This window comes from Alsobacter sp. SYSU BS001988 (assembly GCF_054796215.1).
The window spans coordinates 87,448-107,772 of record NZ_JBTAMK010000010.1 but is presented as its reverse complement, the minus strand read 5'-3'; the positions used below and the strand labels follow the sequence as shown (position 1 = coordinate 107,772).

The following is a 20,325-nucleotide window of genomic DNA, read 5'->3' as shown; positions in this document are numbered from 1 at the left end:
TCCGTCCGCGTCGGTCACCCGAGTTCCGCAGGGCGGAGCGCCCGCTGCGCAGCCTCGAGGAAGGCGCGCAAGTTGGGAGACCCGCGGCGGTTCGCCGGAAACACGAGGGTGACCGGCAGGGAAGGGGGCTCGGACCCGGGCAGGATCCGCCTCAGGGAGCCGGCCGCCAGATGCCGCTTCACCTGATAGGACAGGACCCTCGCGATCCCGAGGCCGCCGACGACGGCGTCGATGGCCGATTCCACGTCGTTCGTGAGCATCCGGGGCTCCACGCGCACCGGCCGGCCCTCGGCGAAGCGCCATTCGCCGTTCGCCGTGAAGCTGTCGAAGGCGACGAGGTCGTGGCCGGCGAGGTCGGCCACGGTCGCCAGCTCGCCCCTCTCCGCCAGGTAGGACGGGCTGGCGACGAGGACGCGCCGGACCTCCGTCAGCCTCGCCTGGTGGAGGGCGCTGTCGGGGAGATCCCCGATGCGCACGGCGGCGTCGACGCCCTCTTCGGCCAGGCGAACGACGCGGTCGGCGAGCTGCAGCTGGACCGAGAGCTTGGGATGCGTCCGCAGCAGGCCGGTGACGATGGGCAGCACATGCATGCGGCCGAAGACGACGGGGGCTGTCACCGCCAGCCGGCCGCGCGGCTCGGCGTGCTCGCCCCGGAGCAGGCGCGCCGCGTCGTCCAGCTGGTCCAGGGCGGACTGGCAGGCTTCCAGATAGGCGGCTCCCTCCGGGGTGAGGCTCACCGACCGCGTCGTGCGCAGCAGAAGCGGCGCTCCAAGCTCGTCCTCCAACAGCGCCACTGCGCGGCTTGCGGCCGTGGCCGAAAGCCGGAGCTGACGCGCCGCGGCGGCGAAACTGCGCAGGCGGGCGACGGCGGCGAAGGTGCGCAGCGCCAGCATCCGGTCCATGGATCATCCCGCTGGTTGAAACGATGTCGCGCCATCTTGGCGGATTATCGCCGCAGCGGACAGGGCGCATGGTCTTCGCACACGTCAAGGACCGAACCGGAGACTGGCCATGGCCGACATTCCTTCCAGCGACATCGCCTTCACGCCACGGGTCAAGGCCTTGCAGGCGCGGCGGGGATCGCGGTCCGCATACGCCCGGATGGAGGAGCGCGGCGGCTTCCGCACCGACGTCACGCCCGAACTCGCGGCCTTCCTCGCCGAGATCGACACGGCGTTTCTCGCCACCGCCAACGCCAAGGGCCAGCCCTACGCCCAGCACCGCGGCGGGCCGGCCGGCTTCATCCGCGTCATCGACGAGCACACGCTCGGCTTCGCCGACTTCTCGGGCAACCGGCAATATGTGACCACCGGGAACCTCGAGGAGAACGAGCGGGCCTTCCTCTTCCTCATCGATTACGCGCACCGCCGGCGGGTGAAGCTCTGGGGCCGCGCCCGCGTCGTGCAGGATCCCGACCTCGTCGCCCGGCTCATGCCCGGCGGCTACGAGGCCCGGCCCGAACAGGCCATCCTGTTCACGGTCGAGGCCTGGGACATCAACTGCCCGCAGCACATCCCCCGCAAGGTCGACGCCGCCGCCGCCGCGGCCGCCTTCGCGCGGCTCGAAGCCGAGCGGGACAGGCTCGCGGAGGAGAACGCGGCGCTCAGGGCCAGACTCGGGGAGCGGTGAGCCGAGCGCCGGGGAGGGGGGGGCCGACCGGCCAACGGATCCCTTCAGCGGGCGCCCGGGCCGAGCAGCCTGAGCAGCGCGAGCGCGTCGCCTGCGGCCGCATAGGAGGTCGTGTTGTCGAAGATGCACCAGGTCTGCGACCCGGCGTCGGCCGCAGCCCGCATGTCGGAGGCCAGCGCGTCCAGCCGCTCGCCCGCATAGGACGAGCGGTAGATCTGCGGCGAGCCGTGCAGGCGATGATAGGCCAGGCCCGACCAGCCTCCGGGCCGGTCGGCGCCGTTCGCCCGTGGCGGGTCCGCCGCGACCCTCGCGACCCTGCGCGCTTGCAGGAGGTCGTCCGCACCGGGCCCGAACCAGGATGCGTGCCTCGGCTCGAGGACGACGTCGCCGCCCGTCCTGTCGCGGAAGGCGGACAGGAACTCGTCGGCTTCGTTCACCGCGAAGACGCGCTTGGGAGGGAGCTGGATCAGGATAGGACCGAGCTTGTCGCCCAGACCCGCCGTCTCGGCGAAGAACGCGTCCAGGCCAGGCCCGATGTCGCGCCAGTCCGAATGCGTCACGCTCTTCGGCGCCTTCACCGAGAAGCGGAACGACTGCGGCGTCGAGGCGCCCCATCGCTCATAGGTGGACTTGCGGTGGGGCCGGTAGAAGGAGGTGTTGATCTCGGCCGCCGGGAAAACGGCGGCGTAGCGTTCGAGGTGGCTGCCCTCGGCTGGAAAGCCTTCGGCGTGGATTCTCGGGATGCTCCAGCCGGCCGTGCCGACGAAAAACCGGGTCCGCCCCTGCGTCATTCGGCGTTGCGCTTCTCGAAGTCCCACACGCGCTCGAACCCGATCATGCGCACAAAATCCGAGAACCCGGCCAGCTCGCCGCTCCATCCCAGGGTCGAGCCGGTCTTGCGCATGTGCCCGTAGAGGGAGGACAGCGCGGCGGAGGCGGCCAGAAGGCCGGCGACCGGGTAGATGGCGATCTTGTAGCCGAGCCCTTCCAGGTCCTGTTGCGACAGGATCGGCGTGCGTCCGCCCTCCACCATGTTGGCCAGGAGAGGCGCGTCGAAGGCGGAGCCGATCCGGCGCATCTCCTCCTCGCTCTCGGGCGACTCGATGAACAGGATGTCGGCGCCCGCCTTCAGGAAGGCTTCGCCCCTGCGCAGGGCCTCGTCGAGGCCATGGCCGGTCCTCGCGTCCGTCCGGGCCACGATCTTGAAATCCCGGGACGACCGCGCCTCCGAGGCGACCCTGATCTTGCGGGCGGCGTCCGCCATGGGGATCACGCGCCGGCTCGGCGTGTGGCCGCACTTCTTGGGGAACTCCTGGTCCTCCAGCTGGATCGCCTGGGCGCCCGCGGCCTCGTAGCCGCGCACCGCATGGTCGACGTTGAGCAGGCCGCCATAGCCGGTGTCGCCGTCCGCGATGAGCGGCGTCGCGACGCCCTCGGCGATCTGCCGCACCCGGCCGACCATGTCCGTATAGGTGGCGAGCCCCGCGTCCGGATAGCCCAGATGCGAGGCGACGACGCCGAAGCCCGTCATGTAGAGGGCGTCGAATCCGGCGGCGTCGGCGAGCTTCGCCGAAACCATGTCGTAGACGCCGGGGGCGACGATCATGCCCGGCTGGGCGAGGCGGTCGGAGAGGGTGGCGGGCATGGCGTGTCCTCGTGAAAGCCCCGGCGGCGGCGCCGCCGGGGTGGAGCCGAAAAGCCCGTTACGGGGCCGGATAGGTGATCTTGGCGTCGGCCTTTTCGGCCGGCCAGACCACTTCCTGGCCGCCGTCGGGCTTGTACTGGACGGCGATCATGCTCTTGTCCGTGATGAGCTGGTGCTTTCCGCCCATCTCGGAGGCCGTGTAGGCGACCTTGCCGTAGGGCGTGTCGAAGGTCATCGACCCGAGCTTGTCGAGGACCTTGGCGCGATCCCAGGATCCCGCGGCCTTGGCGGCTTCGGTGAGCGTCTGCATGGCGACGTAGCCCTGCACGGCGCTCGACACGACTTCGCCGCCCCGCTTCGCCTCGGCTTTCTTCACCCACTCGGCCAGGCCCGGCGTCTTCTGCTTGGCCGACCACAGGTCGATGACGACCACGTTGTCGCCGGCCGCCCCGAAGTCCGAGCGCTTCTCGCCCGCGCCCTGGGTGACGAGCAGCTTCGGCTTGACGCCGAGCTGGGCCGCCTGGCGGGCGATCTGGATGTTGTCGCCCGAGTAGCCGATCAGGAAGAGCACGTCCGGGTTGAGCCCCTTGGCGCGGTTCAGGATCGGCGAGAAGTCGGGCGTTCCGGCGCGGAACGGCTCCTTCATCACGACCTCGAGGCCGGCCTCCTTGGCGTATTGTTCGGTGAACTTGGCGCCGTCCGTGCCGTAGAGCTTGTCCTCGAAGGCGATCGCCAGCGTCTTCACGCCCGGGATGCTCTTGAAGAAGTTCACCGCGGCCTTTTGGCGGTGATAGTCCCAGATATAGACGTGATAATACCAGTCGTTCTTGCCGAAGGTCTCTTCGAGCCTGACCGAGGACGAGCCCGGATGCACAAAGATGGGTTCGTAGCGCTGCAGCGCGCTGAGGAGCGCGAAGTCCGCGGTGCTGCCGAAGCCGCCCACCACCGCGTCGACCTTGTCCTGGGTGGCCAGCTTCGCGGCGATGCCCGCGGAGGTGTTCGGCTCGCCCTTGGTGTCCTCGACGATCAGTTCGATCTTGCGGCCGAACAGGCCGCCCGCCGCGTTCACCTCGTCGGCCGCGTACTGGACGCCCCAGAGGATCTGGGCGCCTCCGCCGGCCAAGGCGCCGGTCAGCGGCAAGGGGACGCCGATCTTCAGCGGCGCGTTCTGCTGCGCCATCGCGGGCGTCAGCGTCGCGACGGCCGCCGCCGCCGCCGCCGCCAGCAGGCGGCCCAGGCTCTTTCTCATCATGGTCGTTCTCCTCCCTCGTTGTCCGCTCCTTGCCGGCGGACATGCATCGAGCGCGGGCTGGGGCGGCGCCGGGCGCCGCTCACAGGCCCAGATAGGCGATCCTCAGTTTCTCGTTGCTGCGCACCTCCTCCACGGCGCCGCTCAAGGCCACGCGCCCCTCGTCCAGCACGAGGCAGTTGTCGGCGACGCTGACCGCCGCGGCGAAGTTCTGCTCCGCCATCACGACGGCGCAGCCGCTCGTGGCCTTGATGCGGCCCAGCGCCTCGAAGAGCTCCTCCACCAGCTTCGGCGAGAGCCCCGCCGACGGCTCGTCCAGCACGAGCACGCGCGGCTCCATCATGAGGGCGCGGGCGATCGCCAGCATCTGGCGCTGCCCTCCGCTCATGGAGCCGGCCAGCTGGCCGAGGCGCTCCCGCAGGACGGGAAACAGCTCGAAAGCGAGGTCGAAGAGGCGGCTCCGCTGGCCGGGCCTGGACGGCCGGTCGGTGGCCTCGAAGGCGCCCCGGAGGTTCTCCTCCACGGTGGCGTTGCTGAAGCACCGCGCCCCGTCCGGCACATAGGCCACGCCGGCGCGCGCCAGTCCCCAGGCGGGGAGGCCGGAGAGGTCGGCGCCGTCCAGGCGGACGCTGCGCCGCGCGACGTCCACGGTTCCGACCACCGCCCGCAGCGCCGTCGTCTTGCCCGCCCCGTTGGGACCCAGCAGCACCAGCAGTTCGCCGCCGGACGCTTCGAAGGAGAGCTTCGGGAGGACGGTGAGCTCGCCATAGCCGGCCCGCTCCAGACTGACCTCGAACCGGTTCACAGCCTGAACCCTTTCCCGAGATAGGCTTCGCGCACGTCCGGATCGCTCAGCACCGCATGGGGCGCGCCTTCGGCCAGCACCTTGCCCTGGTTGAGCACGACCGCATGCCCGCACAGGCGCGCGATGATCTTCATCACGTGCTCGATCACCACGATGGTGACGCCGGAGGCGTGGATCTCCCGCACGAGGCCGATGACCTGGTCGGTGTCCTCCAGGCTCAGCCCCGCCATGGACTCGTCGAGCAGCAGCACGCTCGGACGGCAGGCCAGCGCCCGGGCGATCTCCAGGCGGCGCAGGTCCGAGACGGACAGCTGGCCGCAGCGCGTGCCGACGTCCGGCCGCAGCCCGCAATAGCGGGCGAGGTCGCCCGCGCTTCGCGCGCCGCCCGGCATCGGGCGCTCCGACCGGGCGTAGAGGAGCGGCACGGCGATGACCTCGTCGATGGTGAGGTCCTTCGGCACGCGCGGCACCTGGTAGGTCCGGGCGAGACCCCGATGGACGATCCTGTCGGGACGCAGCCCCTGCACGGGCTCGCCGCCCAGCAGCACCTTGCCCTGGCGGGGCGGGATCTGGCCCGACACCATGTTGACGAAGGTGCTCTTGCCGGACCCGTTGGGCCCGATCAGCGCCGTGATGGCTCCGCCGGGGATGTCGAGGCTGACGTCGTCGATGGCCCGCAGGCCGCCGAAGGCGACGGTGCATCCGTCGATGCGCAAGGCCGCCGTCATGCCGCCGCCCTCGCCTTGGCGGGCGCGCCGCCCCTGGCGCCGCGCCGGCGCCGCAGCAGCCTGCGCCCGAAACCGACGAGGCCCTCCGGCATGCCGACGATGAACAGGATGATCACCGCCCCATAGACGACCTGGTACCCGACCCCGCCCACGAAGTGGCGGGCGAGTTCCTCCAGCATCCGCAGCACGACCGCGCCGACGACGGGGCCGAGGGTCGTGTCCATGCCGCCCAGGATGGTGACCGCGAGCGGCAGGACGTTCCAGTTGGTGGTGAACACGTCCTCCGGGATGACGTAACCGTAGAGGCCGCAATAGCAGGCGCCCGCCAGGCCGGCCACCATGCCGGACACCGCGAAGGCCAGGATCTTCAGGCGCGTCACCGGCACGCCCGAGGCCGCCGCGAGCTCGGGATTGTTGCGGATCATGAAGAAGGCGGGCCGGAAGCGTCGACCGAGGAACACGTCGCTGACGATGGCCGCCGCGACCAGGCAGCCGGTGATGAAGAGGAGCTGGCGGGGAGGGGACCCGCTCGCGATCACCGGCGGCATGATGCCCGTCGAGCCGCCCGTGATCCCGGGCGTGACCAGGATGAGGACCTGGATCGACAGGCTGAACGACAGGGTCGCGATGGTGAAGTAGAGCCGGCGCAGCCGCAGCGTGATGGCGCCGAGCACGACTGCCACCGCGGCGCAGAGCAGGATCCCGAGCGTCCAACCCAGCACCGGGCCGACCACGGGCGTCAACAGGCCGGAGCCGTAGCCGCCGATGCCGAAGAACGCCGCGTGCCCCAGCGAGACCTGGCCGGTGCGGGACAGGATGTCCCAGGCGAGGGCCAGGATGGCCGAGATCAGCGTGCCGATCGCCACCTGGATCAGGAAGGGGTGGTCGGCGGCCAGGATCAGCAGCGAGGGGGTCGAGATCGCCGCATACAGGCCGAGGCGGGCGAGGATGGTCCTGCTCATGCCTGGGCCTGCTTGCCGAACAGACCGCTGGGGCGAACCACCAGCACGAGGAGCAGGATCAGGAAGGCGATGCCGAAGCCCCAGCTGCCGCCCTGCGGCACGAAGGTGCTGATCAGTCCCTCCGTGAGCGCCAGGATGGCGCTGCCGATCAGCGCGCCCGGAATGTTGCCGAGCCCGCCCAGCGCGATGATCGCGAAGGCGCGGATGACGAGGTCGACGCCGACCGTGGGCTGGACGTAGAGGATCAGCGCCACGAGGCCGCCGGACACGCCGGCCGCCGCTCCCCCGATCACGAAGGAGAGCTCGAACACGCGGTCCACGTCGATGCCGGCATGCATCGCCAAGGCGGGGTCGTCGCTCGCGAAACGCATCTGCGTGCCGTAGCGGGTGTGATTGCGCAGCATGTACATCGCCGCGAAGAGCAGCAAGCCGACGAGCGCGACCGCGATGTTGTTGCCGGGCACCGTGACGCCGGCGAGGTTCAGCGACGGCAGAAGCTGCGGCGCCTGCATCACGCGCGGGTCGGGCGACCAGGCGATCACGGCGAGGTTGAGGATCAGGATCGACAGGCCGAGCGTCGCCAGCAGCTGGTTGTGCTCGTCCTGCTTGAGCACGCGCGCCAGGAAGCCCCGGTAGACGAGGGCCGAAAAGGCGCCGAGCGCGACCCCGGAGGCCGCCATCCCGAGCCAGGGCGACACCCCGAAGCGCATGTGCAGCCAGTAGGTCAGGAAGGCCCCGAGCATCACGAACTCGCCGTGGGCGAAGTTGATGATCCGCGTCACGCCGACGGTCAGCGTGAGGCCCGCGGCCACTGCCGCGTAGAGGCCCGCCATCGACAGCGCGAGCAGGACGGCCTGCGCCACGGACGCGAAGGTCATGGCCGGCCTCCCGCGCGGGGAGGGGCGCCGCCCTTGTCAGTCATCCGCCGCCTCCTCGGTGGCTTCCGAGAAGTCGAGCAGTCGCGACTTGTACTCGCTCCGGGGCAGCGACCCGTAGGAGGCGAGATGCACCCGGGTGGTCACCACGAGCGTCGCCCGAATGTCGTGCTCGATCCGCTCCCGCAGCGCATCGGACCCGGCCTCGTTCTCGGCGAGCTCGACGACCACCTTCAGCGGCGGCGCCTGCTTCACGCCCTTCGCGGCGGGGCGGACCGAGACGACGCCCGTCACGGCCGGAGCCTGGCGGTTGACGACCTCGCGGATCGCCGAGGGGAACACGTTGACGCCGCGCACGATCAGCATGTCGTCCGTCCGGCCGATGCAGCGGACCCGCGGGGACGTGCGACCGCAGGCGCAGGGCCCGGTGTGGACCACCACGTGGTCGCGGCTGCGGAAGCGCAGCTGCGGCGCGCCGCGATGGCGCAGATGCGTGTAGACGAGTTCGCCCCGGGCGCCGTCCTCCACCGGCACGGCCTTGCCGGTCTCGGGCTCGATCAGCTCGAAATGGACGAAGCCGCGGCCGGAGAAGTGCATGCCGTGCTGCTCCTCGCACTCGCCCCAGAGCGAGACCGAGATGTCGCCGATGCCCATCGCCTCGGTGACCTTGGCGCCCCAGGCGGCTTCGAGCTTGGCCCGCATCGCGGGCTCGCCGCCGCCGGGCTCGCCCGCCACCATGATGCGCTCGATGCTGCTGTTGGGCAGGTCGAGCCCCCGCGCTTCGCCGATCTCGGCGAGATGCAGCGCATAGGACGGCGTGCAGGCCAGCACGTGGGGCTTCAGCAGCTTCACGGCCGTGAGCAGGCGCTCGGTGTTGCCGGTTCCGACCGGGATGTGGCAGAGGCCCAGGCGCGGGAAGGCGTCCAGGGCCGCGCCGGCCACGAAGGGCCCGGCGTTGTAGGTGGAGATGAGGCGCTGGCCCGGCGCGAGGCCGGAGGCGCCGTAGCTGCGGGCCGAGGTGCGGACCCAGTTCTCGAGGTCGCCCGCCGTGAGCGGGATGTAGCTCGGCACGCCGGTGGTGCCGCTGGTGGAGAAGATGCGCACCACCTCCTCGAGCGGCGACGCGAGATGCGTCCCGATCGGATCGGCGTCGCTGCGGCTGGCCCGCAGCTCGTCCTTCTCGGTGAGCGGCAGCGCCGCGATGTCGTCCAGTCCGCCCACGGACTCGGGCGTCCGGAAGCCGCTGGCCTCGAGCTTCTCGCGGAAAAAGCGCGAGCGCTCGAAGAGGAAGCGGACCTGCTCGCGGTAGAGCGGGTCGTCCTGCGGCTGTTGCTGCGCCCAGGGCAGCGTCTCGATGGCGGGTTCCTGCAGCATCTCGGGGGTCCTCGGTCAGCTGGCCGGATCGTAGGCGACGGCTTCCTCGGCGTGATGCGCCAGGAGGAAACCGATGGGCCGGCGCTGCTCTTCGGCGAGATGGCCCAGGAGTCCGGCGGTGCGCGCCAGGATGGGGATCGCCTTGATCATCGTGGTCGGGAAGCCGAGGTCCATCAGCACGGCCGCGATCGGGCCGGACACGTTGAGCGGCATGGGCCTGCCCCAGGCCTGCGCCACCGCGGTCCGGAAGTGCTTGAGAAGCTCCACATGCCGACCGGCGGCGCCGCGCTCGTCCGCAAGCGCCAGGATCCGCTCCGTCCGCGGGTCGACGGGGTGGTGGATGGGGTGGCCGAAGCCAGGCATCTTCTCGCGCCGGCCGCGGACCTCGGTCGCGATCTGCAGCGTCGCCTCGGCCGGCGAGGCGCCGGCGTCGACGCGCTTCGCCGCGTCGGCGAGCGCCTGGGCGCAGAGCTCGGCGCTGCCCAGGACCACCGTGCCGCAGCCCAGGATGCCGGCCGCGACCGCGCTCTGCAGGCTGTCCGGCGCGGCCGCCAGGGTCATCCGCGCCGCCTGCGCCGTGGGAGTCAGGCCGTGCTCGGCGATCGAGACCAGAAGCAGGTCCAGGAAGAAGCGCTGCTGCTCGGACGGCTTTCGCCCGGTGACGAGGAAATAGAAGAACTCCGTGAACCCGTAATGGCCCATCAGGTCGTTCGCGAGATCCAGTCCGCGGACTTCGATCCGGTCAGGGGTGGACGTGCACATCCCGCTGACAGCCGGGACTGACTTGCCGATCAACATGGGGCGTCTCCTGCGGCCGCGCACGCCGGAGAGCCCGGCCGGCCCTGAAGGGGCGGCGGTCGTGGGGCATGTCCTCCGAGGCGCGTTCGGCCTTTTTTGTTTCCTTATCTTGTAGGACAATATGGCCGGGCGAACCGTTGTCAACCGAGAGTTCCGCTGCTAGGCAGGTCTCATGTCCGCCGTTGTGACCACCGCGCCAGAGCCGCAGGAGAGCGAGAGCGGCCGCTTTCGGGGCGGCACGGTGGACTATGTCCTGGCGCATCTGCGCACGGGCGTGATGCAGGGCCGCTACGCCCCTGGCCAAAGGCTGATCGAGGCGGATCTGACCCGGGATCTCCGGGTCAGCCGCGGCCCGCTGCGCGAGGCGTTCCGCCGGCTGTCGGCGGAGGGACTGCTGGAGATCGTTCCGCACCGGGGAGCTCTGGTGCGGCGCCTCACGATGCGCGAGATGAAGGAGCTGTTTCAGATCCGGGTCGGGCTGGAGACGCTCGCCGCCCAGTTCGCCGCTGAGGCCATGGCCGACCCGCGCGTGCGCGACCGTTTCCAGCGCAAGGTCCAGCCGATCTGGAACGACGCGCCGCGGGTCGCCGGGCCGGATTACCTGGACGAGAACCATGCGTTCCACGACGCCATCACCGAGGCCAGCGGCAACGAGCAGCTTCTGAGGCTCACGCGGCAACTGCGCCTGACCGTCCTCATGTACCAGCTGGTCGGGACGTTGAAGCCCGAGAACATCGCGGCGTCGCTGGCCGAGCACAGGCTCATCGCGCAGGCGATCCTCGACCGGGACGCCGAAGCGGCGCAGCGCCATGTCAGGGCGCACCTGACCCGCGCTTTGCAGGTCGCCGAAAGCATGCCGAACGGGGCGTTCTCGCCCTGAACGGCGCAGCCCTCATCGGCGACGCGGCTGGCCCCGGCGGCGCATCAGGGCTGTCCTGAGCGCCGCGAGACCTCGCCGCGTCCGGGCGTGATGCGCCCGTTCAGCGGGACTTCTTGTAGAGCTTGGTGGCGATCTCGAACATCTCCTCGGGCGCGTAGTCCGGCGTGAACGCCGACGGCACGCCCGTGAGCTGGTGGATCTTGCCGCCGTCCGGCATCCCCTCGACGACCTCCAGCTCGCCCGGCGGGTCGGTCGGCAACGCGACCTCTCCGTTGCCCCAGATTCCCGACATGTCCTTGTAGTCGTCCGGGCTGAACGTGTAGAGGCGCCGGTGAGAGCCCTCCTGCAGGAATTTCTGGCACTCGGGGATGTTGCCGAGCGGGATGTTGGGGGTGGGCAGCATCTTCTCGATCTCGACGCCGGTGATCTTCTTCAGCGCGAGCGCATAGGCATGGGCGTGGACGGAACCGCGCACCAGAAGATAGCCGCAGACCTCTCGGCCGGTCGGATCGGTCAGGGTCTCGTACACCCGCAGCTTGTGGAGCCTCGCCCCGCACTCCAGGTGGAAGTTGTGGAGGAGATCCAGGACCACATTGCCGGTGGTGGTGATGAAATCGTTGTTCCAGGATTGTCCGTTGCTGTTCACGGGCGTGACCCCGCCGCCATTCGACAGGAAGGCCGCGGCGAGCCGGATGTCCTTCATGTCCTCGAACGGCGCGCCTGAGATGTCGCCGCCGTCCTGCTCGTCGCCGTCATTGTCGGGGCCGTTGTTGAGCATGGCCACGCCGTTGCTGACCAGCTCCACGTGACCGAGCTCCTCGGCGGTGATGCTCGCGACAAGGCTGTAGAACGGCCGCAGCTTGGCCTTGCTGCGGAAGTTGAAGCTCTGGAACATGTAGTTCCCGAGCGTGCTCATCTCGCCGTATTTGCCGCCGAGCAGCTCCTGCAGGGCCGCGGCCGCGTTCGGATCCTTTCGCTTGGGGGCGGGCAGTTCGGCCTGCAGCTTGTCGATGCGCATGAACATGGCGGTACCTCACTCGGGGGCGAACACCGCGGGGCGCCGTGTCCGTGATTCGAAGCAGGGTGAACAGCGCCCATCGGCGTTGGTTCCGGAGCAAGCCGGGCCGCGCGCTTTGGCTCCGGGCCGCCTTCCAGCGGCGGCGCAAGCCTGGCCGAACCGGCTTCGGCCGCACATGTCGCCTGATGATTGTTGACAATCGACAGCGTCGGGGCATGATGCGCCCATGTCCGCGCATGAAGCCATCGCGTTCCTGAAGAGCCGGTCCCTGGGCGTTCTCATCGAACCAGAGATCGAGCGCATGATCATGTCCGGCGAGATCAAGCCCGGCGACCGCATCAACGAGAACGCCCTGGCGTTGCGCTTCGGCACGAGCCGCGGCCCGATCCGCGAGGCGCTGCGCTCCATGGAGGCGGGCGGCCTCGTGGTGCTCGTCCCCAACCGGGGCGTCTATGTCCGCAGCCTCGATCTCGCGTCCGCCTGCGCGATCTATGAGGTGCGCGCCGCCCTGTTCGGCATGGCGGGACGATGCGCCGCCGAGCGCGCCGGAGACGAACAGGTCAGCGAACTTCGCGCCCTCGTGGCCGAAATGGACCGCGCCGTCGAGGCGGAGGACTTCGAGACCTACTACCCGCTCAACCTCGCCTTTCACCGCGCCATCCTGGCGGCTTCCGGCAACCGCCTGCTCGCGGCCCAGTACGCCAGCCTGATCAAGCAGCTTCATCTCTACCGCGCCCGCAGCCTGGTTCAGGGCGGCGGCCTGCACGTGTCCAACCAGGAGCATCGCGCCATGGTCGACGCCATCGCGGCGCGCGACCCCGAAGCCGCCCACCGCACCCATTTCGACCACGTGATGCGCTCGCTGGACCGGCTCCGCGCCGCGCCGGCGGCGTCACCCGCAACATAAGGCCAAGCCATGACGTCGCGCCCCATGACCGCGGAAGCGATCCGCTTCATCGAGACGGTCCGCTACGAGGATCTGCCCGAGGAGGCGCTGCGCATCGGCCGCCGCTGCATGGTCGATACGCTCGGCCTTTATCTGGCGGGTGGCCTGGAAGGCTCCGTGCAGATGCTGGCGGCGGACGCCGTGGAGAATGGCGGCCGGCCTGACGCCTATGTGATCGCGGGCGGCAACGCGAAGGCTCCGGCGGCCCTGGCCGCCCGCGTGCTCGGCACGGCCGGCCACGCGCATGACTGGGACGATACGCAGGTCTCGCATGATCCGCGCCATGTCTACGGCCTGCTCACGCACCCGTCCGTGCCGCCCCTCACCGCCGCGCTCGTGATGGCGCAGCGTCTCGGCGGCGTCGACGGCAAGCGCTTCATGCTGGCCTTCCAGACCGGCTTCGAGGTGGAGTGCAAGATCTCGGAGTGGATGAAGGACCGCCACTACCGCCGCGGCCACCACACCAGCGGCACGGTCGGAACCTTCGGCGCCGCTGCGGCCGCCGCCAAGCTGTTGGGCCTCACGGGCGACAAGCTCGCGCATGCGCTCGGCATCGCGGCCAGCTTCGCGGCGGGCATCCGCTGCAACTTCGGCACCATGACGAAGCCGCTCCATGTGGGCCGCGCGTCCGAGAACGGCGTCACGGCGGCGCTGCTGGCCGCGCGCGGCTTCACGGCCGATCCGGCCGCGCTGGACGGCCAGTGGGGCTTCTGGGCGGTGATGGGCGAGGGGGCCGACGAGAGCAAGTTCGATCAGGGCTTCGGCAAGACGCTCACGATCGTGGACCCGGGCGTGAGCATCAAGCCCTACCCGTCGGGCATCCTCACGCACCAGTCCATGGACGCCATGCTGAAGCTCGTGCGCGAGCACGACCTCAAGCCCGACCAGGTCGAGACCATCCGCTTCTACGCCGGCAAGAACATCACCGAGCCGATCCGCTACCCGGTGGCGCAGAACCACCTGCAGGCCAAGTTCTCCATGCCGGCGCTGCTCTGCATGATCGTGATCTGCCGGCGCGCCAGCCATCACGAGTTCGAGGACAGCTTCGTGGCGGGCGCGGCCATGCAGGACATGCAGCGCCGCACGCAGGTGATCAACGATCCCGAGATCGACGCCAAGGGTTACGACCTGATCCGCTCGCGCATCGAGGTCGACACCAAGGACGGGCGCACGCTCACCCAGTGGGCCGACGAGCGCTATCGCGGCGGGCCGCTCAACCCGATCAGCGACGCCGACCTCGAGGGCAAGTTCCGCATGTGCGCCGAAGGCGCGATCGACGACGCGCGGCAGGACCAGCTGCTCGAGGCCGTGCGCGGCCTCGACAAGGCGGCCGACGCCGCCAAGCTCGCCGAGCTGATGATCTACGACGCGGCCGCCCGCTAGGGCGCCGACGTCTCGACGGTGCGGTCCACAAGGGCCGCAGGGCGCTCCGGGAACGCGCCAAGGGAGGAAGTCATGGGCAAGCTCAAGGCGGCAATGCGGCTCGCCGTGGCGGCGGCCGCTGTCGCGTGCGGGATCGGCGCGGCGCAGGCCGCGCCGGAAGCCTATCCGCAAAAGGTCGTCACGCTGGTGACGCACTCCAGCCCGGGAGGCGGCAGCGACGTCTTCCTGCGCGAGATGATCAAGTACCTGAACCGGTACATCGACGCGACCTTCGTGGTCGAGAACGTGCAGGGCGGCAGCGGCGCGCGCGCCATGTCGAAGGTCGCGACCGCCAAACCGGACGGCGCCACCTTCTACGCCATCACGCCCACCTATGTGTTCACCTCTCTGATGAGCAAGGTGCCGAACACCTACAAGGACCTGCAGCCGGTTGTCACCGTGTTCTCGGACGCCGAGGTGCTGTTCACCCGCACGGACGGGCCTTTCGCGTCGCTCAAGGACGTGATCGCGCACGCCAAGGAAAAGCGCGGCCGCTGGGGCGTCGCCAATCCGGCCTCGCTGGAGCGGCAGGCCGCCGAGCGCCTCAAGAAGGCCGCCGGCGTCAACGCCGCGATCGTCTCCCATGAGGGCGGCGGCGACATGATGATCAACGTGCTCAACGGCACGCTGGACGTGGGCGTGGGCGAGATCCAGGAGCTGCGCTCCCAGCTTGAAGCCGGCAAGGTCCGGCTCATCGCGACCTTCAACAGCAAGCGCCTGGACACGCATCCCGATGTCCCGACCGTGAAGGAGCAGGGCTACGATGTGGTCGTGCAGAAATTCCGCGGCCTCGCCGGACCCAAGGGCCAGCCGCCGGAAGTCCTCGCGATCTGGGAGAAGGCCATGCGGAGCCTGGTCGCCGACCCGGACTACAAGAAGGTCTACGCGGCCGAGAGCCTCGTGCCTGAGGTCCAGGGATCTGCCGGCGCGGCCAAGCTGGTCGACGACTTCGCGACCGAGTCCGAAGCCTTCCTGAAGGAGGCGGGGGCGGCCAAGTAGCCGCAACCGCCCCTCTCGAGCCTGCAGGAGCGCGGTTCATGCACAAGGACATCCAGAGCGGGCTGGTCGTGACCGCCGTGGCGCTCCTGTATCTCTGGGGCCTGCGCGGAATCAGCGAGACCACGCTGTCGGACGAGGTCGGCCCGACCGGCATTCCGTATCTGCTCGGTCTCGGCCTCGCGGCGACCGGCCTGCTGATCGCGGCGCGCGGCGCGCTCATGGCACGCAAGGCTCAGCCCGCCGTGCTGGCCGCCCCTGCGGCGGACGACGACGATGAGGCTGACGCCCCGGCCTGGCGCGCCATGGCGTTCCTCGGGCTTGGCGTCGTGTTCATCGGCGCAGCCTGGCTGGCCGGTTATGTCGCGGCCGGAATTGTTCTGCTCGCCGCCACCGCGACGTTCGAGGGCATCCGGCCCTCGGCGCGGCTTGCGGCGCTCGCGGTCGGCGGCGCCGTCGGCTTCTGGATCATCTTCGTGAAGCTGCTCGGCATCGACCTGCCGCACGGCGTCCTGTTCGGGGGCTGAGGCATGGACACGCTCCTGAAATGCCTGACCCTGCTGGTCGCGACGCCGCTTGTTCCGGCCGCCATCATCGGCTTGGTCTGGGGCATCATCGGCGGCGCCCTGCCGGGCATCTCGGCCTCCGTGACGATGTCGCTGGTGCTGCCCTTCACCTATGCGATGGACCCGATGGTCGCCATCGTGCTGCTGGCGTCCGTGTATATCGGCGCGGAATATGGCGGCTCCATTCCGGCCATCCTGATCCGCACGCCCGGCACCAACTCGGCCGCCGCCACCGTGGTGGACGGCTACGAGATGAAGCGCCAGGGCAAGGCCGGGGAGGCGCTCGGCATCTCGCTCTGGTCCGGCGTCATCGGCAGCCTGTTCGGGCTCGTGATGCTGATCGGCCTCACTGAGCCGCTGTCGCGCATCGCGCTCGCCTTCAAGCCCATGTCCTACTGCGCGCTGGGCCTGCTCGGCCTCAGCATCATCGCGTCGCTGTCCGGCGGCTCGTTGCTGAAAGGCCTCGCGGCCGCGCTGGTCGGCATGATGGTGTCGACCATCGGCATCGACCCGATCTCGGGCGTCGACCGCTTCACCTTCGGCCAGCCGGACCTGCTGAACGGCGTCAAGCCGATCATGGTCATGGTGTCGCTCTTCGCCGTCAGCGAGCTCCTGCGCCAGTCGGGCAGCAAGAGCGTGGCGCTGGGCCAGCAGTCGATCCGCATCACGCTGCCGAACCTCGCGATGATGCGCCGGCTCATCAAGCCGCAATTCATCGGCTGCATCACGGGCACGATCGAGGGCCTGATGCCGGGGGGCGGCGGCTCCATTGCGGCCTTCTTCTCCTATAACGAGGCGAAACGCTGGTCCAAGCACCCGGAGGAGTTCGGCAAGGGCTCCGTGGAGGGCGTCGCCGCCCCGGAGGCCGCCAACAACACGGTGGCGAGCGCTTCGCTGATCCCGCTGCTCAGCTTCGGCATTCCGGGCTCGAACTCGGCCGCGGTGCTCCTGGGCGGGCTGCTGATCCACGGCCTCCTGCCCGGGCCGCGCCTCTTCGAGCAGAACGCCGACGTGGTGCTCGGCCTCTACACGGGCTCGCTCGTGGCCACGATCGCGCAGATTGCGGTTGGCATCATCATCATGCCGGTCTGCATGTGGCTGGTGAACCGGCCGCGTCCCTATCTGGCGTCCTTCATCTATTTGCTGGTGCTGTCCGGCATCTACACGATCAACGGCAGCCTTTTCGATCTCGGCATCGTGCTGTTCGGCGGTCTGGTCGGCTTCCTGATGAAGGCCTTCGGCTATCCGTTCCTCCCGGCCGTACTGGGCGTGGTGCTGGGCCCGATCGTGGAGTCCAACTACCGGCGCTCCATGCTGCTGTCGGGCGGCGATCTCTCGATCTTCCTCGACGATCCCATCGCGGTCGGCTTCCTGATCACGGCCGTCCTGTTCCTGTCCTGGTCGCTCTGGCGCGAGTGGCGCGACGCCGTCGCGCGCCGGGCGGAGGTGAAAACCGCATGAACGCTGAAACGCCCATTGCGGCCTCCCTGGCCCGCTTCGTCGCCGAAACGGGGCGCACGGGTCTGCCGCCGCAGGTCCGCGAAACCGTCCGGCTGCTGTTGCTCGACGTGGCCGGCCTGTGCCTGGCGGCGCGCGAGACCGACTATGTCCGCGCCGGCCTCGCCAGCGTCGCGTCCGAGGGACGTTGCACCGCCATCGGCCATTCGGGCGGGCTCGGCCCCTATGACGCCGCCCTGGTGAACGGCCTCGCGGCCCATGGCGAGGATTTCGACGACACCTTCGAGGGTGGCCCCGTCCATGCCGGCGCGGTGGTCGTCCCGGCCGTGCTCGCCATCGCGGAGCATCGCGGTCTTTCCGGCGAGGACGTCGTGCGCGGCGTCGCGGTCGGGACCGAGCTCATGTGCCGGCTCAGCCTGGTCGCCCCGCAGGCCATTCACAAGGCGGGGTTTCACCCCACCGCGGTGCTGGGCGCTCCGGCCGCCGCGGCCGCCGTCTGCGCGGCCATCGGGCTGGACGAGACACAGACGCTCAACGCCATCGGGACTTCCGGCAGCCTGGCCTCGGGCATCATCGAGTATCTCTCCGACGGAAGCTGGACCAAGCGGCTCCATGCCGGCGCGGCCGCGCAAGCCGGCATCCGGGCGGCGCTGCTGGCCGAGGGCGGGTTCTTCGGCCCCTCCACGGTGCTGGAGGGCAAGCACGGCTTCTACAAGGCCTTCGCGCCCTCCCGCACGCCCGACTTCGGGCCCCTGCTGGACGGACTCGGCTCCCGCTGGGTGCTGCAGGACATCGCTTTCAAGCCTTATGCGTGCGGAACCATGACGCAGCCCTTCGTGGACTGCGCCGTGAAGCTCGCCGCGCAGGGCGTCAGCCCCGAGGACGTGGTCGCCATGGAGTGCCGCGTCGGCGAGGGCACCGTGCACCGGCTGTGGGATCCGATCGAACTCAAGCGCCGGCCGCCCAACGGCTACGCGGCCAAGTTCTCGTCGCCCTACTGCATCGCGGTGGGATTCATCGACGGCAAGGCCGGGCTCGAGCAGTTCACCGAGGAGCGGGTCCGGGACGAGCGCATCCGCGCGCTTGCCGCCAAGGTGTCCTATGTAGTCGATCCCGCGGACGAATATCCGCGCAACTTCACCGGCCATATCCGGGCCACCCTGCGCGACGGCAGCGTCCGCGAGGTGCACAAGGGCCACATGCGCGGCGGCGCGCGCGAACCCCTGACGGCCGGCGACATCCGCGGAAAGTTCGACGACAACGCCCGCTTCGGCGGCTGGGAACGCGCCGCCGCGCTGGCGGACGCGCTCGACCGCATCGCGGCCGGCGACGCCGTGGACCTGCAGGCCGGCCGCGCCGCCACAAAGGAATCCCGCCCATGACCGCCGAACTCGCCGACCGCAAGGTCATCGTCACCGGCGCGTCCAAGAACATCGGGCGCGCCATCGCGCTCGACCTCGCGGCCGGGGGCGCCCGGGTGGCGCTGGTCGCCCGGCAGGACCGGGCGGGCCTCGACGCCGTCGCCCGAGAGATCGAGGAGGCCGGGGGCGCCCGCCCGGTCGTCCTGCTGGCCGACGTTTCCGACGAGGCCTCCGTCAACAGCATGGTGGAGGAGGCCGCGGCGCAGCTCGGCGGCGTCGATGTGCTGGTCAACAACGCCGCCGTGCGCAACGAGGCTCATTTCGAGGACCTCACCTTCGCGCGCTGGCGCGAGGTGATGTCGATTGCGCTCGACGGCGCGTTCCTGTGTTGCCACGCGTGCCTGCCCCATCTCGCCAGGGGCGGGGAGGGGGCCATCGTCAATATCGGCGGCCTCACCGCCTATACGGGCGCCCGGGACCGCGCCCATGTGATCGCCGCCAAGGCGGGGCTCGACGGTCTCACCAAGGCGCTGGCGCATGACCTCGCGCCCCAGGGCGTGACCGCGAACCTCGTCTCGCCCGGCCTCATCGACACGGTGCGGGGCGGGCCGAGCTCCGCGGCCGAGCCGGCGCATCACAAGACGCACGCGACGCTGCTCGGGCGGCGCGGGCGGCCGGACGAGGTCGCCGCCATGGTGCGCCTCCTCGCCGGCCCGCGGGGACGCTACATCACCGGCCAGACCATTCACGTGAATGGCGGGGCCTACCTGCCATGACGGCGGCGGCGGATCCCGCGGTTCTCGGCGCCGCCGGCTTCGCCGGCGCCGGACTGGCCGGGTCCGCCGCTCTCGTCGCGCTCGCGGCCTTCCTGGGCGCGCTGTTCAGCGCGCTCACGGGCTCGGGCGGCGCCATCATCCTGTCGCTCGCGCTGGCGCCGCTGATCGGCGTCGCCGCCCTGGTGCCGACGCTCAGCGTCGCCCTGCTGATCACCCACATCGCCCGCGTGGCGGCTTTCCGCCACAGCATCGACCGGCGCGCCGCGACCCTGCTGGCCGCCTTCGCGGTTCCGGGCTGCGCCCTGGGCGCGCTGGTCTACGCCTACCTGCCGGAACGCGCCATCGCGGCGGTGCTGGGCGTCTTTCTTCTCGCGCTCGTCGTTTTGAAGCGCACCCTGGCGTCTCGGATCGCGGCGTCTCGGCTGGCGCGGCTCGGCCCCGCCGGCCTGGCGGGCGCGTCCGGCCTGTTTGGCGTCCTCTCGGGCGCGACGATCGGGGGCGGCGTGCTCGCCCTGCCGATCCTCGGCGCGGCCGGGCTTGCCGGCGCCCCTCTCGTGGCCACCGACGCAGCCGTGGGGCTGGCGCTGCAACTCACCAAGGCGATCGTCTTCGGCGGCGCGGCGACGCTCACGGCCGAGTTGTTCGGCCTCGGCCTGCTGATCGGGCTCTGCATGATCCCGGGCGTCACGCTGGCCAAGACGCTGCTGGCCCGCATGCCGCTCAATGTTCATGGCCTGATGATCGACGGCGTGATCGCGCTCGGCGCCCTCGGCTTCATCAGACAGGCCCTGAAAGGATGACCTGCATTTTCGAAAACAGTCTATTGTTGACAATCTG

At 70.2% G+C, this 20,325-nt stretch carries 21 protein-coding genes; 10 read left to right on the top strand and 11 right to left on the bottom strand.

The features are described 5' to 3' along the window. Positions 1-14: 14 nt before the first annotated feature. A complete protein-coding gene (locus ACYVO7_RS17845) occupies positions 15-902 on the bottom strand; it encodes a LysR family transcriptional regulator (protein ID WP_460451160.1) in 888 nt (295 codons plus the stop codon). A gap of 109 nt (positions 903-1,011) precedes the next feature. On the opposite strand from ACYVO7_RS17845, the gene ACYVO7_RS17840 reads away from it, so the two are divergent. Continuing rightward, the gene (locus ACYVO7_RS17840) at positions 1,012-1,629 is read left to right on the top strand and encodes a pyridoxamine 5'-phosphate oxidase family protein (RefSeq protein ID WP_460451159.1); all 618 of its coding nucleotides are present in this window, start codon (positions 1,012-1,014) and stop codon (positions 1,627-1,629) included. A 44-nt stretch (positions 1,630-1,673) separates the two neighbouring features. On the opposite strand, the gene ACYVO7_RS17835 is transcribed toward ACYVO7_RS17840, so the two are convergent. From ACYVO7_RS17835 to ACYVO7_RS17795, 9 genes are all read right to left on the bottom strand, one after another. After that, positions 1,674-2,420, bottom strand: a complete 747-nt coding sequence (locus ACYVO7_RS17835; RefSeq protein ID WP_460451158.1) for a DUF72 domain-containing protein — start codon at positions 2,418-2,420, stop codon at positions 1,674-1,676. Then, positions 2,417-3,274 carry an isocitrate lyase/PEP mutase family protein gene (locus ACYVO7_RS17830; protein WP_460451157.1) on the bottom strand — a complete coding sequence of 286 codons (858 nt, stop codon included), beginning with the start codon at positions 3,272-3,274 and terminating at the stop codon, positions 2,417-2,419. Before ACYVO7_RS17830 ends, ACYVO7_RS17835 begins: the two co-directional genes overlap by 4 nt. 58 nt (positions 3,275-3,332) lie before the next feature. Further along, positions 3,333-4,526, bottom strand: coding sequence for an ABC transporter substrate-binding protein (locus ACYVO7_RS17825; protein WP_460451156.1), 1,194 nt, complete (start codon positions 4,524-4,526; stop codon positions 3,333-3,335). 79 nt (positions 4,527-4,605) lie between these two features. Further along, positions 4,606-5,328 carry an ABC transporter ATP-binding protein gene (locus tag ACYVO7_RS17820; protein WP_460451155.1) on the bottom strand — a complete coding sequence of 241 codons (723 nt, stop codon included), beginning with the start codon at positions 5,326-5,328 and terminating at the stop codon, positions 4,606-4,608. Then, on the bottom strand, positions 5,325-6,056 hold the full coding sequence (locus ACYVO7_RS17815) for an ABC transporter ATP-binding protein (RefSeq protein WP_460451154.1): 732 nt from the start codon (positions 6,054-6,056) through the stop codon (positions 5,325-5,327). Before ACYVO7_RS17815 ends, ACYVO7_RS17820 begins: the two co-directional genes overlap by 4 nt. Then, complete coding sequence (locus ACYVO7_RS17810; RefSeq protein WP_460451153.1) at positions 6,053-7,018, bottom strand: branched-chain amino acid ABC transporter permease; 966 nt, start codon at positions 7,016-7,018, stop codon at positions 6,053-6,055. The genes ACYVO7_RS17815 and ACYVO7_RS17810 overlap by 4 nt, the downstream gene beginning before the upstream one ends. Then, positions 7,015-7,896, bottom strand: coding sequence for a branched-chain amino acid ABC transporter permease (locus tag ACYVO7_RS17805; protein ID WP_460451152.1), 882 nt, complete (start codon positions 7,894-7,896; stop codon positions 7,015-7,017). The genes ACYVO7_RS17810 and ACYVO7_RS17805 overlap by 4 nt, the downstream gene beginning before the upstream one ends. A 36-nt stretch (positions 7,897-7,932) precedes the next feature. After that, complete coding sequence (locus ACYVO7_RS17800; protein WP_460451151.1) at positions 7,933-9,267, bottom strand: phenylacetate--CoA ligase family protein; 1,335 nt, start codon at positions 9,265-9,267, stop codon at positions 7,933-7,935. A 15-nt stretch (positions 9,268-9,282) separates the two neighbouring features. Then, positions 9,283-10,065: a citryl-CoA lyase gene (locus tag ACYVO7_RS17795; RefSeq protein ID WP_460451150.1), complete on the bottom strand. Its 783-nt coding sequence runs from the start codon at positions 10,063-10,065 to the stop codon at positions 9,283-9,285. Between the two features lie 172 nt (positions 10,066-10,237). Between ACYVO7_RS17795 and ACYVO7_RS17790 the strand changes: the two genes are divergently transcribed. Then, positions 10,238-10,945, top strand: a complete 708-nt coding sequence (locus ACYVO7_RS17790) for a GntR family transcriptional regulator (RefSeq protein WP_460451149.1) — start codon at positions 10,238-10,240, stop codon at positions 10,943-10,945. 100 nt (positions 10,946-11,045) lie between these two features. Here ACYVO7_RS17790 and ACYVO7_RS17785 read toward each other — a convergent pair whose 3' ends face one another. Continuing rightward, positions 11,046-11,969 (bottom strand): manganese catalase family protein, encoded by a 924-nt coding sequence (locus ACYVO7_RS17785; RefSeq protein WP_460451148.1) that lies wholly within the window; start codon positions 11,967-11,969, stop codon positions 11,046-11,048. Positions 11,970-12,189: 220 nt separating this feature from the next. On the opposite strand from ACYVO7_RS17785, the gene ACYVO7_RS17780 reads away from it, so the two are divergent. From ACYVO7_RS17780 to ACYVO7_RS17745, 8 genes are all read left to right on the top strand, one after another. Continuing rightward, positions 12,190-12,870 carry an FCD domain-containing protein gene (locus tag ACYVO7_RS17780; RefSeq protein WP_460451147.1) on the top strand — a complete coding sequence of 227 codons (681 nt, stop codon included), beginning with the start codon at positions 12,190-12,192 and terminating at the stop codon, positions 12,868-12,870. 24 nt (positions 12,871-12,894) lie between these two features. Beyond that, on the top strand, positions 12,895-14,292 hold the full coding sequence (locus tag ACYVO7_RS17775; RefSeq protein ID WP_460451146.1) for an MmgE/PrpD family protein: 1,398 nt from the start codon (positions 12,895-12,897) through the stop codon (positions 14,290-14,292). Between the two features lie 72 nt (positions 14,293-14,364). Beyond that, positions 14,365-15,330 carry a tripartite tricarboxylate transporter substrate binding protein gene (locus tag ACYVO7_RS17770; protein ID WP_460451145.1) on the top strand — a complete coding sequence of 322 codons (966 nt, stop codon included), beginning with the start codon at positions 14,365-14,367 and terminating at the stop codon, positions 15,328-15,330. Positions 15,331-15,368: 38 nt separating this feature from the next. After that, a complete protein-coding gene (locus tag ACYVO7_RS17765; protein WP_460451144.1) occupies positions 15,369-15,854 on the top strand; it encodes a tripartite tricarboxylate transporter TctB family protein in 486 nt (161 codons plus the stop codon). A gap of 3 nt (positions 15,855-15,857) precedes the next feature. After that, positions 15,858-17,354, top strand: coding sequence for a tripartite tricarboxylate transporter permease (locus tag ACYVO7_RS17760; protein WP_460451143.1), 1,497 nt, complete (start codon positions 15,858-15,860; stop codon positions 17,352-17,354). Next, entirely contained in the window at positions 17,351-18,733 is a 1,383-nt protein-coding gene (locus ACYVO7_RS17755; RefSeq protein ID WP_460451142.1) for an MmgE/PrpD family protein, read from the top strand. The genes ACYVO7_RS17760 and ACYVO7_RS17755 overlap by 4 nt, the downstream gene beginning before the upstream one ends. Further along, on the top strand, positions 18,730-19,488 hold the full coding sequence (locus tag ACYVO7_RS17750; RefSeq protein WP_460451141.1) for an SDR family NAD(P)-dependent oxidoreductase: 759 nt from the start codon (positions 18,730-18,732) through the stop codon (positions 19,486-19,488). The genes ACYVO7_RS17755 and ACYVO7_RS17750 overlap by 4 nt, the downstream gene beginning before the upstream one ends. After that, positions 19,485-20,288, top strand: coding sequence for a sulfite exporter TauE/SafE family protein (locus tag ACYVO7_RS17745; RefSeq protein ID WP_460451140.1), 804 nt, complete (start codon positions 19,485-19,487; stop codon positions 20,286-20,288). The genes ACYVO7_RS17750 and ACYVO7_RS17745 overlap by 4 nt, the downstream gene beginning before the upstream one ends. The last annotated feature ends 37 nt before the right edge of the window (positions 20,289-20,325 follow it).